Genomic DNA, 12488 nt, shown 5'->3' on the forward strand with positions numbered 1-12488 from the left:
CAGCGCCGCCGCCCTCGTTGGTAGGCGGGTTATAGGGCTACCCCCGCCCGTTCGTCAACAGGGTTTCTGAAAAAAATGACAGTTTTCTGACAAGTCTCGATGCAGCAAGGGCTGGAGTCCCCTCCCCTCCCCGGGCACCCCGGGGAAAAATGCCGTCATTGAGCGGCCGCCCTCAGTTTTACACATTCACGGTGTCTGAAAGCATGACATGCGCCGTGTCCGATTTGACTCGAGGACGCGAAAGATGCACATCTTCGGACAATATACGCAGCCTATAATAAGAACCGGCCTACAATAAGAACCGGCGCGTTCAACAGGGACCCGATCAGCTGGCATGATCACGGACAAATCCATGATGCGGTCGCTGGGCAACGAGCCGCCCATACTGGCCGACGGCCGCAGGGCACCCGACCGCCGAGAAATCTCGCTCCGCTGGCTCTCCGGCACCTTCCTGACCGGGATCACCTCCAGCCTGCTGATGGGCGTCGCGCTTTTTGCTGCGCTCGACGGACGCCAGCAGCTCGCCATCCCGGCGGAAGCCTTTGCATCCGCCGATCCGGGTCTGCGCGCCGGGCAACCGGCGACGGTGGCCAAGCGCGGCGGCCGGATCCTTTCCCCCGTGATCGTTGCCAAGCCCTCCGACCGCACGATCCTCGAGGTCTCCACGATGATCCATGACGGCGAGAAGGAAGTGGTGCGCCGCCAGCCTTTCGCGCATGTGAAGATGACGCTTGCCGCCAACCATCAGGCCTCGGAGTCCTATCCGTCGTTCGATCCGCTTGCGGTCTTTTCCAATGACGACGCGGCCTCCGCCCCTCCCCCGGTGCGCACCGGCACCATCTACGGCTCGGACGTCGAGTCCGAGGTTGCGCTGAAGACCGTCGACTTTCCCCTGAAGGGATCGACACTGAAGTTCGGGCCTTCGATGACGCTCGACGAGGTGGAAGAGAATGTCCGCTCCAACGGCGCGGCGCTCACCGAAGGCAATACCCAGCTCGCCTCCCTCTTCTACGTGGATCCGCGACGCTTCGCGTCGGATGCCTCCGACCTCGACCTGATCCAGGGTCTCTCCGCCCGCGTGGTCGAGGAGAACATGACGGTCACTCCCTTCGAGACGATCAACGACAAGAGTGCCGAATTTGCCGACGACGTGATTCCGGTCCGTCGCGAAGCCGACATGGCGAGCGTGCTGAGCGGCGCAGGCTATTCCAAGGCACAGGCGACCGATATCGCCGCCGTTCTGAAGACCGCGCTGAATTCCGACGTCTTTCATGAGGGCGACGTCGTTCGGATCGGGATCATCCAGAAGGGCGAGAACGAGGAAGCGCGCGTCATGCGCGCGAGCGTCTACGCCAAGGGCGGCGCACATGTGCTGACCATGGCGCTCGACGATCACGGCAGCTTCGTGCGCGGCGAGGAACCGCCGCAGCTGTCGGCCGTCTACACCGCCTTTGACGACAACGGCACGCCCACCATCTCGGCCGGACGTGACCTGCCCCGCGTCTATGACGGCGTCTACCGGGCCGCGCTCTCCTACGGCATGAATCAGACCATGGTCTCGCAGCTGGTGAAGCTTCTGGCCAGCAATGTCGATTTCCAGGCGCAGCTGAAACCAACCGACAGCCTGGAAGCCTTCTTCTCGGTTGCGGACGAGAGCGGGCGGGCAACGGACACGTCCGAGCTGCTCTACGTCAACGCGAAATTCGGCGATGCGCAGACGCGCTTCTATCGCTTCCAGGATCCCGACGACAATTCCGTCGACTACTACAACGAGATGGGCAAGAGCATCCGCCAGTTTCTGCTGCGCAATCCGGTTCCCAACGGCACCTTCCGGTCGGGCTTCGGCATGCGGCGCCATCCGATCCTCGGCTTTTCGCGCATGCACACCGGCGTGGACTGGGCCGCACCTCGGGGAACGCCGATCATCGCGGCGGGCAACGGCGTCGTGGAGAAGGCCGGTTGGGACAGCGGCGGTTACGGCAACCAGACGCTGATCCGCCATGCAAACGGCTATGTCTCGTCCTACAACCACCAGAGCGCCATCGCCAAGAACGTCAAGCCGGGCGCCCGCGTCTCGCAGGGGCAGGTTATCGGCTGGATCGGGACGACCGGCCTGTCGACAGGCCCGCACCTGCACTATGAGCTGATCGTCAACGGCAACCGCGTCGATCCGCTCCGCATCCGCCTTCCCGGCGGCAAGTCGCTGGACGGTCCTGCGCTCACCCAGTTCGAGGTCGAGCGCCACCGCATCGACGAACTGCTGGCCAAGGACAATGGCAGCGAGGTCGCCGCCACCCAGTGACGGCGATCCACGCGCCGCGATCGGGTAGACCGGAGCGCCGCGCTGAGCGACGCGGCAACCGGAGACCGGCCGTGAAGCCAGACGTACCGCAGGCACGACTTGCGGCAGGCAACACTTGCAGTAGGCAACACTTGCCGCAGGGCGATCCTCAATGCGGCCGCTTCGCAGCCGTTTCGGCAAGGCTTTCCTGATCCTGCATCTCCCCGGCCCTTGCTGCATCCAGCCGTTCGGCAACACCCGCATCGGCCGGATCCTGCTCCCGCCGCCAGGGCCTGCGGCCCTTGAGAACCCCGGATTCGTGGACGATCTCGGCCACATACTCTTCCTGGCGGTAGGCCATGACATGGATGCCGGAGACGCCCTTGATCTCCTTCACCTCGTTGATGATGTCGATGCAGATCTGCTTGCCTTCCTTCTTCTGGTCGGACGCGCCTTCCAGCCGGGCGATGATGGCATCGGGAATATGCACGCCGGGCACGTTCGATCGGATCCAGCGTGCGGTCCGGGCCGACGCCATCGGACCGACGCCGACGAGGATATGGCAGTGCTCGTGCAGGCCGAGATCGCGCACCTTGTCCATGTAGGCGCGGAACATCGGCACGTCGAAGCAGTACTGGCTCTGCACGAACTGGGCGCCGGCCTCGATCTTCTTGGCGAGCCGGTAGGGACGGAAATCATAAGGCGGCGCGAAGGGATTGATGGCGGCACCGAGAAAGACGCGGGGCGGCGCTGTGAGCTTGCGGCCGGAGAGGAATTTCGCGTGATCCCGCATGATCCGCACCGTTTCCAGCAGCGACATGCAGTCGAGATCGAAGACAGGCTTTGCACCCGGCTGGTCGCCGGCCTGAACGCCGTCGCCCGTCAGGCACAGGATGTTTGCGACGCCCATGGCCGCCGCTCCCAGCACGTCGCCCTGGATTGCGATCCGGTTGCGGTCGCGGCAGGAAATCTGCATGATCGGAGCATAGCCCATACGGGTCAGAAGCGCGCAGATGCCGACCGAGGACATGTGGCAATTGGCGCCCGACGCGTCGACGGCGTTGATCCCGTCGACCCAGCCCTCGAACACCGCGGCCCGGGCATAGACCTCTTCCGGATCCGCGCTGTCAGGCGGGTTCAACTCGGCCGTGACCGCGAATTCGCCGCGCCGAAGCACCTGCTCCAGGCGCCCGCGCGAGGAATGTCCGGGCAGGAGATCGCCGGGGGAAGCGGGCGGGATTCCCGTTCGTCCGCTCATGCCGGCCGTCCCGCGGATCCGGCCGTGGTGTCACGGGCCTCGGCGGCCGCCGCCGTCACACGCAGCCAGGAGGATGTCTCGCGCAGCGACTGGTTCACCGGCGGCTGCACGGCAAGGATGGCATCGCCCTTGTCCATCTGCCGCGAACCTTCCCAGGCCTTCACCCAGACGCAGGGCATATCCGGCTCCACTTCACAATTGCCGTTGGCGCGCACGCCGCCGCAGGGTCCGTTGCGCAGTTGCTTCGGACAGTTCATCGGGCAGGACATGCCGGTGGAGGACAGGATGCATTGTCCGCACATGCGACAATCGAACAACAGCCCCTTCACCCCGCGCTCGACCACGGTAACCGGCGCTTCGGCCCTGGCATAGCCGATCGCCCGCCAGAGCGGATGCAGCGCCAGAAAAAGCGCGGCGAAGCGGTGATAGACCCACTCCAGAAGGCGGGCGTGGCGCACGGACCAAAGGCGAATCGCAAAACTGCGCTGCCCTCGCCGGTTCGGGGAAACGGCGGCCGGCGTGTAGGCGCCGGTGGTGGCCTTGCGGGCGGCCTGTGCATTGCCCTTGATGGGATGGGGAGCGGGCGCCAGATCGGAGGGCGTGGGTTTCGTCATGGCACGTCTCTCTGTTCCACGTCTCTCGGTTCCACGTCTCTCGGTTCAACGTCTCTCGGTTCGGCGCGGTCGATGTCCGCGCGGGACGTCATCGGCCGCGCCGCAGCCTTTGCCGAACGCTTCATCGTCAACGGTCTCGCACCGCCGGAATGTGCGCGGTTTTTCCGGATTGGGCGCATCCTTGCACGACACACCCCCAAGGCGAAAGCGACGTTCGGCGCACCGGACTACCAGATGCCGCGCGTCACGCCGTTCCAGACCCAGGTCCACACCGGCGGATGATACCATTGGCGGGACGGAGCGGATACGGCAACCGGCCGAAGCGCCCCGGTCAGGGCATCTTCGACGGCCTGGAGGACGATGCCGGTCGACGCCGCCGTCTGCAGCAGGGGATAGGTGTGCATCGTATCGGCCTTTGCGGGCGTCATACGGGTTTGGTAGAGGATGCCGCCGGTATCCACCCCCGCATCGACAAGATGCACGGTCGCGCCGAAGTTTGCCTCGTCCCGATTCACCCGGGCCCAATAGCCGCCCATCAGGCCCCGGTACTGCGGATTGATGCCGGCATGAAAATTGATGACCGGACAGGAGATCGCGGCCAGGGTGGCCGCCGAGAGCATGCGGCACGAGACGAGAAGTACGGCGTCGGGCGACACCTGCGTCAATGCCGCCAAGGCTTCCGCCGTGTTGACGGAGGGGATGGAAACCCTCTGCACCTCGGCATTTGGCGCGTCGGAAACACCATAGGTCTCCAGGATCTCTCGGGCGCGACGCTCGGTCCAGCGCTTGCCCACCTTCGATGCCACCATCGTCACGAGTTGCCCCAGAGCGACCGGCCATCCGAGTTTTCGCGCGCGTCTTCTGACAAAGACGGATTTCGACTCCGCTGGCTCCTGGAAAACGACGACCTCTGAAAACCGGCCGGCAAGGGCATTGATCAGGATTTGCGGATTTCGCCCGCCCGCCGTGACCACGACCACCCGGCCATCTCGCTTCGCCTCCGACATAGGACCGTCCTTCTCCTGCAGACGCTCTTTGTCGCCGATCCCGCTTACCGGGGGATTAAGGACAGGAAAGCGAGGCCAGGCCGGCATGGAAAAGGCCTCCCCGGTGTCCCGGGAAGGCCTGTGTCCGTTGATCCGATCAAATACGTTCCGGATCAGGCAGCGGCGCGGTCGTCGCTGGCGCCGCGCAGCTTGAAGTTCAGCCGGTCGGAGCCTTCCAGCACCTTGACGACGGATCCGTCCGGAATATCGCCGGCGAGAATCCGCTCGGCCAGCGGATCCTGGACGTAGCGCTGGATCGTCCGCTTCAACGGGCGCGCACCATAGACGGGATCGTAACCGCGCTCCGCCAGCCAGTGCCGGGCGTCGCCGTCCAGCTCCAGCGTGATCTTGCGATCGGCCAGCAAGGTCTTCAGGCGCTCCAGCTGGATGTCGACGATCGCACCCATCTCGCCGCGCTTCAGGCGGTGGAAGAGGATGATCTCATCGACGCGGTTAAGGAACTCCGGCCGGAAGGCCGAGCGAACCACGCCCATCACCTGCTCGCGCACGCTGTCGGTATCCTCGCCTTCGGCAAGCCCGGTCAGATATTCCGCTCCGAGATTCGATGTCATGATGATCATCGTGTTGCGGAAATCCACGGTTCGGCCCTGCCCGTCGGTCAGGCGCCCGTCGTCCAGCACCTGCAGAAGCACGTTGAACACGTCAGGATGCGCCTTTTCGATCTCGTCGAACAGCACGACCTGATAGGGCTTCCGGCGCACCGATTCCGTCAGCGAACCGCCTTCCTCGTAGCCGACATAGCCAGGAGGTGCACCGATCAGCCGGGCAACGGAGTGCTTCTCCATATATTCCGACATGTCCATGCGCACGAGCGCTGTGTCATCATCGAACAGAAAACGCGCCAGCGCCTTGGTCAGCTCCGTCTTGCCCACCCCGGTCGGGCCGAGGAAGATGAACGAGCCGATCGGCCGGTTCGGATCCTGCAGTCCGGCACGTGAGCGACGCACGGCACGCGACACCGCCTGGACGGCATCGCCCTGCCCCACGACCCATTGCGCAAGCTCGTCCTCCATCCGCAGCAGCTTTTCACGCTCGCCTTCCAGCATCTTGTCGACCGGAATACCGGTCCAGCGGGACACGATGTGCGCAATATTGTCCGGCGTCACCACCTCCTGAACCATGGAGGCGGCGGAACCGTCCTGCGCTTCGGAGTCCTGAAGCTCCTTTTCGAGCTTCGGGATGACACCATAGGCAAGCTCGCCGGCCCGTTGGAACTCGCCCTTGCGCTGGGCAATGGCCAGTTCATTGCGGGCTTCGTCCAGCTGCCGCTTCAGATCGGCGGCAAGACCCAGCTTCGACTTCTCCGACTGCCAGCGCGCCGTCAGCGCATCGGCCTGCTCTTCGAGACCCGTCAGGTCCAGCTCGAGCTTCTCCAGCCGGTCCTTGGAGGCGCGGTCGGTTTCCTTCTTCAGGGCCTCCCGCTCGATCTTCAGCTGCATGATGCGACGGTCGAGCTCGTCCAGTTCCTCCGGCTTGCTATCGACCTGCATCCGCAGTCGCGACGCGGCCTCGTCCATCAGGTCGATGGCCTTGTCGGGCAGGAACCTGTCGGTGATGTAGCGATTGGACAGCGTCGCGGCCGCGACAAGGGCCGCATCCGAAATCCGGACCTTGTGGTGCTGCTCGTACTTTTCCTTCAGCCCGCGCAGGATCGAGATCGTATCCTCGACATCCGGCTCGTTGACCATGACCGGCTGGAACCGGCGGGCCAGCGCCGCATCCTTCTCCACATGCTTGCGGTACTCGTCGAGCGTGGTCGCACCGACGCAGTGCAGCTCTCCGCGGGCAAGGGCCGGCTTCAGAAGGTTGGAAGCGTCCATGGCACCATCGGCCTTCCCGGCACCGACCAGCGTGTGCATCTCGTCGATGAACAGGATGATTTCGCCCGCATCCGCCTGGACTTCCGAGAGAATGGCCTTCAGCCGCTCTTCGAACTCGCCGCGAAACTTGGCACCGGCGATCAGCGCGCCCATGTCGAGCGCCATCAGCCGCTTGTCCTTGAGGCTTTCCGGCACGTCGCCATTGACGATGCGCAAGGCGAGACCTTCGGCGATCGCGGTCTTGCCGACCCCGGGTTCGCCGATCAGCACCGGGTTGTTCTTCGTCCGACGCGACAGCACCTGGATCGTGCGACGAATTTCGTCGTCACGCCCGATGACGGGATCGAGCTTGCCGTCCCGCGCATCCGCCGTCAGGTCGCGCGCATATTTCTTCAAAGCGTCGAAACCCGCTTCGGCATTGGCGCTGTCCGCGGTGCGGCCCTTGCGGATATCGTTGATCGCCTGGTTCAGCCGCGCCGCCGTAACGCCGGCCTTGGACAGCGTCTGCGCGGTGGACGCGGAGGCTTCCACGGCCAGTGCCAGCAGCAGGCGTTCGACGGTGACGAAACTGTCGCCCGCCTTTTTCGACGCCTCTTCGGCGGTCGTGAAGACCTTTGCCAGCGGCTGCGAAAGCGAGACGCCGCCATTGCCGCCGGAGACCTTGGGCAGCTTGCCAAGCGCCGCATCATTGGCGAGCTTGGCGTCCTTCGCACGGCCGCCGGCACGTTCGATCAACGAGGCCGCCATGCCCTGGTCGTCATCGAGCAGCACTTTCAGAACATGCTCGGGCGTGAACTGGGGATGCCCGGCCGAAAGCGCATAGGTCTGCGCCGACTGCAGGAAACCACGCACGCGTTCGGAATATTTTTCGATATCCATCGTCTACCTCCTTGGGACCGGAACGCCCATGCGGCACGCCCCGGCGGTTGGGATCAGGCTCCCGAAATCGGCAAGCCCGGTATCGCGACGAAGAGGCCGCGGGTTGCAGCGTCGTGTCGCTTCGAAGAAAGATATGGGAGGCATTTTTGCCGAATTAAAGAGCAGATTTCGCGTTGCCTCTGCTTTATCGCGCGATTGTTTCCTGCGGCGCGAAAGCGTCCAGAAGTGCGGGGTCGACGATCCAGCCTTCCAGGGGATCGGCCTCGACCGGGATGCCGTAGCCCCTGTCTTTCTGCCCATAGGCCCAGCCTGCCTGAACCGCGCACAACAGCGCGTCCAACGCATCCGCCGTCGGATCATCGGCAAGCGAACGCGGTGCTTCGATGCGAAGACCGGTGCGGGACAGATCGCCTGCGGGGTCGCAGAGGCGGTCGAAGAGATCGAGACGAGCCGCGAGAAGTTCCGGCGTCTGCAGGCTGCGCGCGTCGTTCTTGTAGGATCGTCGCCCGATCAACCGCCGCGCCATCACGCCGGGATAGGCCTCGACCACGACACGGGCCGGGTCGCCCGCCCGCAGCAGCGGCAGATGCACATCGGACGCAAGCAGCCGGCGGGCGCCCTCGTAGAACATGAGACCGACCGGCACGCCATGCAGCTTTTGCGGGCTGATGCCGCCGGTCGTGCGATCGATGAACCGCTGATGTTCCTTGTCACCCGCGGCACGCGGTAGACGATACGCCGTCAACGTCTCGTAGAAGGCTGCCCGCGAGAGCCCCGAGACATGACCGACATAGGCCTCCCAGCTGAGAGGCCAGCCGATCGTCTCGATGAATTTTCGCGATTGCCCGAAAGGAAAGTCGAGACCGGCAATCCAGGGCCCCGACGAGGACAGGAACGCGGTGAAGCCTTCGAAATCCGCCCAGCGATGCAGCGCCACGAACCGAAGCGTCTCGTCCTCCAGAACGCATTCTGCACAGGTTATCGGCTTCCGCCCGGACGGCGCAGAGGTGAAATCGATGCCGAAGACGCGCATTCCCTCGCCAGCTGCCACGATCTGGCGCCCGCTGTTCGTGGCAGGTCGGGCGAGCGGCGGCGTGGGCAGGGTTTCGGCACGGAAGGCGGATCGTGTCTCCGGCAACAGCGACGCGGGCAGCACCGTCATCGCCTGGAGGATGGCCGCAACATGCATCGACTGGCCGATCAGACCGGAAGCCAGACCGGCGAGCACGGTCTCGATCGGCAGAAGTTCGACCGACATGCCGTCTTCGTCCGGGTCAAGCTGCTGGTCGCCGACGCGCACGACGTTGTGGGCAAGGAAAGCATGCACCCGGTTCGTCTGCGTGGAAGGATTGGCGTAGAGCGAACTCAGCCGTTCCATCCGCTCACAGCCATATCCGGTTTCCTCCAGAAGTTCCCGCCGCGCCGCCGCTTCCGGATCGGCATCCTCTGGCTTCATGCTGCCGGCCGGCGCTTCCAGCAGGGCCTTCCCCACAGCATGCCGATACTGGCGGACCAGGACCATCTGCCGATCCGCGGTAATTGCGACGACCGCCACCCAATCGGGATAGGTCAGGACATAATAGGGATCGACGCGAAGCCCGGTCGAGGTTTCGCAGGCCTCCGCACGGAGGTCGATCTGCCGGTCGCGGATCAAAGATCGCGAATGCAGGATTTTCCAGCTCTCGTCATTCCCAGCCATCGTCACCCCCAAGACACCACACGCCGACACGGGCGCGGAAGCGCCCCTACCCCATTCACGCCGGCGCGGCGGCTTTTCGAGCCGATTGCATCCTATTTGTAAGAATTGACAAACGCCCTGAAATCCCGAACGCCGGAGAGAGCCAGATCTCCAGCACGCCGACACCGCGGAACCCTGTCCATGCCACACACGCGCCCGCCAGCCTTCCCGGCAACCCTGCTCTCGACCCTTGCCGGAACGTTGGCGCTTCTGATCCTCATCGGGGGACCAGCATCGGCCGCTGGAAACACGCCCTGCAGTGGACGGAAAGGCGGGATCGAGCGCTGTCTTGGCGAACGTTTCCTCTGCCGAGACGGTTCGATCAGCGCCAGCAGGAAATCGTGCTCCGCGACCGTCGGCCTTCTCGACATCCTGCCGAAGCCCCCTGCGGCCGCCGGTTCGACAGGTTGCAACTGCCGGGACGGCAACGTTTGCACGGGCCCACGCGGCGGAAGGTTCTGCCTCTCCGACACCGGCACGAAAAGCTACCTCAGAAAATAGAAGACGACAGACGGCAAGCTCCCGGGTTGCGTCTCGAAAGCCTCTAGACACGGAAGCGGGACGACCGCGCGACGCCCGCTCGGCCGTATGCCCGAACAGCGACCATGAAAAAGGGCGACGTTGCCGCCGCCCTGTTTGACTACGATGATCGTGCGACCACTTATTCGGAGTCGGCCAGAACCGGTGCTTCCGGCTGCTCGCCGGCGACACCCTCTTCCGCAGACCCTTCGGTGCGACGCGGACGACGGGGGCGCGGGGCGGCGCGGCGGCGCGGGGCACGGCCTGCGGATGCTTCCTCTTCGATGACCACCTCAGCGGGCGTGCCTTCGATCTCCGGCTGCGGGCCGGTTCCATCAATGACGGTTTCCGGCGCAGCGGCAACGGGGTGCTGGGCAGCGACCGGACGTTCGCCACGGGGCTGACGCTCCGGACGGGGTGCGCGCTCGGTGCGTTCCGCCCGCTCAGGGCGCTCGGCCTGCTCTGCGCGTTCGCTGCGCTCCTGGCGTTCCACCTGGACAGGACGGTCGGTGCGATCCGACCGCTGTTCCTGACGGTCCGCGCGCTCGGTGCGCTGCTGCTGCGGCTGCTGCTGACGGGGCTGTTCACGCCGGGGCGTCGGCTGCTGGATCATGGCGGGCTGATCGTCGTAGCCCTGGTCCTGATCGTCATCCATCATGCCGTCACGGTCGTTTCCGTCCATGTCGTTGCCATCATAGGACGAACGATCGTCGCGCTGGAAGCGCTCCTGCATCTGCGCCTGTGCGGCGGCAATGATGCGATTGTAGTGCTCGGCATGCTGCAGGTAGTTTTCGGCGATGACACGGTCGCCGGAGCTCTGGGCATCCCGTGCAAGCGTCGTGTACTTCTCGGCGATGTGCTGCGCGGTGCCGCGAATCTTCACGTCTGGGCCGGAACTGTCATAGGTCCGGGTGAGCGGGTTCTGCCCCTTCCGGTTATGATTGTTGTTGCCGCCGCCGCCATTGTTATTGTTGTTATTGTTGTTGTTACGCCCACGGCCGCGCTTGTTCTGCTGTCCTGGCCTCATCCTATCGTCACCCGAAATCTCTTGATCATGATGGTTCATATGGCGTCCGGCCTCATGGCTCCGGCCATCGTGGTAAACACCTTCCGTCAACTCCCGACATCAGGGGAATGAGAGCAAGAAGGCACGCCGCGACCCAGCAGCCTGAAAAGGCATCTTGCTGGTTGGCGTCAAATTAACAGGTACCCGCACCAGGCACTGTCGACCCAAGCTCTTGTGTCAGAAGAGCATTCCCTGCGGAGAGGTCTGACCGGAACGAATCCTGAAATCCTTGACCGTCTGCTCAGTGCGTGGCGGCAACCTAGCCGTCTTCCCTGCCAATTCCAAGCCTTTTCTTTGCATATGCGAAAAGAACAGCGCGTTGTAGAGAGAGTAAACGCTGGCTTTCCCACAGGTTTGCAGGCCGATGCGTCATCGATGGCCAACATCGGCACGGCGGAAGACGAGCACGCGGTCGTTACCGCCAAGGTCGCGCAGGAAATGCGTTCGCGCGAAACCTTCCGCCTCGAAGATGCGGGTGACACTGTCCTTCTGATCGAAGCCGATTTCCAGCCCCACCACGCCCTCATCTTCCAGAACCGTGGCCACTTGACCGGCAATGATCCGGTAGGCGTCCAGCCCGTCGGCCCCGCCATCGAGCGCCAGCAGCGGATCGAACAGCCGGACCTCGGGATCCAGCCCGCGAATGACGTCGGACCGGATATAGGGAGGATTGGAGACCACGATGTCATAGCGCCCGTCGACGCCCGCGAACCAGTCGCTCTCGACGGTCCGGAAGCGGTCGGACAGACCGTGCGCCTCGGCATTGGCGGCCGCCGTCGAAAGCGCGTCGGCCGAGAGATCGACGCCGACACCGGTCGCCTGCTCGACGTCGTTCAGGAGCGCCAGGCAGATGGCCCCCGTTCCCGTACCGAGATCGAGAATGCGGCATGTCCCGAGCCGCGCCACCGATGCACGCACATGGGGCAGCATCGCCTCGACCAGCGTTTCCGTATCCGGCCGCGGCTCCAGCGTTTGCGGCGAGAGCGCCAGGGTCAAGCCGTAGAAATCCCGCGCACCCAGGATACGGTGCAGCGGTTCGCGTGCGAGCCTGCGCGCGATGGCCGAACGAACGGCAACGACCTTGTCCGCCGGCACGACATCCCCGCCGCGGCTCACCAGCTCCGTCGGCGTTAGGCCCAGCAGGCCGCGGATGAGAAGACGGGCTTCCTGGGCCGGATCATCGAAATCCGCCTGCCGCAGCGCCGTCCGGATCTCGGCGGCAAGACTGTCGATCGTCGCGGTCACC

The 12488-nt window shown here is 64.5% G+C and carries 9 protein-coding genes; 2 read left to right on the forward strand and 7 right to left on the reverse strand.

What is annotated here, in order from left to right:
- Positions 1 to 334 precede the first annotated feature (334 nt).
- Complete coding sequence (locus tag ASG03_RS07145) at positions 335 to 2302, forward strand: M23 family metallopeptidase (RefSeq protein ID WP_062474652.1); 1968 nt, start codon at positions 335 to 337, stop codon at positions 2300 to 2302.
- 148 nt (positions 2303 to 2450) lie between these two features.
- Here ASG03_RS07145 and ASG03_RS07150 read toward each other — a convergent pair whose 3' ends face one another.
- Both ASG03_RS07150 and ASG03_RS07155 read right to left on the reverse strand, forming a co-directional pair.
- Positions 2451 to 3539: a methylenetetrahydrofolate reductase gene (locus tag ASG03_RS07150; RefSeq protein WP_062693107.1), complete on the reverse strand. Its 1089-nt coding sequence runs from the start codon at positions 3537 to 3539 to the stop codon at positions 2451 to 2453.
- On the reverse strand, positions 3536 to 4153 hold the full coding sequence (locus ASG03_RS07155; protein WP_156381756.1) for a methylenetetrahydrofolate reductase C-terminal domain-containing protein: 618 nt from the start codon (positions 4151 to 4153) through the stop codon (positions 3536 to 3538). The genes ASG03_RS07150 and ASG03_RS07155 overlap by 4 nt, the downstream gene beginning before the upstream one ends.
- 72 nt (positions 4154 to 4225) lie before the next feature.
- Between ASG03_RS07155 and ASG03_RS07160 the strand changes: the two genes are divergently transcribed.
- Positions 4226 to 4435, forward strand: a complete 210-nt coding sequence (locus tag ASG03_RS07160) for a hypothetical protein (RefSeq protein WP_062693108.1) — start codon at positions 4226 to 4228, stop codon at positions 4433 to 4435.
- Here the strand turns inward: ASG03_RS07160 and ASG03_RS07165 are convergent.
- From ASG03_RS07165 to prmC, 5 genes are all read right to left on the reverse strand, one after another.
- Positions 4381 to 5160, reverse strand: a complete 780-nt coding sequence (locus ASG03_RS07165) for a formyl transferase (RefSeq protein ID WP_062693109.1) — start codon at positions 5158 to 5160, stop codon at positions 4381 to 4383. The two genes, ASG03_RS07160 and ASG03_RS07165, sit on opposite strands and share 55 nt — an antisense overlap.
- Positions 5161 to 5312: 152 nt before the next feature.
- Positions 5313 to 7919: an ATP-dependent chaperone ClpB gene (gene clpB, locus ASG03_RS07170; RefSeq protein ID WP_062474661.1), complete on the reverse strand. Its 2607-nt coding sequence runs from the start codon at positions 7917 to 7919 to the stop codon at positions 5313 to 5315.
- A 184-nt stretch (positions 7920 to 8103) separates the two neighbouring features.
- Positions 8104 to 9618 carry an NUDIX hydrolase gene (locus ASG03_RS21960; RefSeq protein WP_244475194.1) on the reverse strand — a complete coding sequence of 505 codons (1515 nt, stop codon included), beginning with the start codon at positions 9616 to 9618 and terminating at the stop codon, positions 8104 to 8106.
- A 700-nt stretch (positions 9619 to 10318) separates the two neighbouring features.
- Positions 10319 to 11203, reverse strand: a complete 885-nt coding sequence (locus tag ASG03_RS07180) for a DUF4167 domain-containing protein (RefSeq protein ID WP_062693110.1) — start codon at positions 11201 to 11203, stop codon at positions 10319 to 10321.
- Between the two features lie 408 nt (positions 11204 to 11611).
- On the reverse strand, positions 11612 to 12487 hold the full coding sequence (prmC, locus tag ASG03_RS07185) for a peptide chain release factor N(5)-glutamine methyltransferase (RefSeq protein ID WP_062693111.1): 876 nt from the start codon (positions 12485 to 12487) through the stop codon (positions 11612 to 11614).
- Between the last annotated feature and the right edge of the window lies 1 nt (position 12488).

Origin of the sequence: Rhizobium sp. Leaf341, from assembly GCF_001424325.1 — a bacterium.
Classification (GTDB): Bacteria; Pseudomonadota; Alphaproteobacteria; order Rhizobiales; family Rhizobiaceae; genus Ferranicluibacter.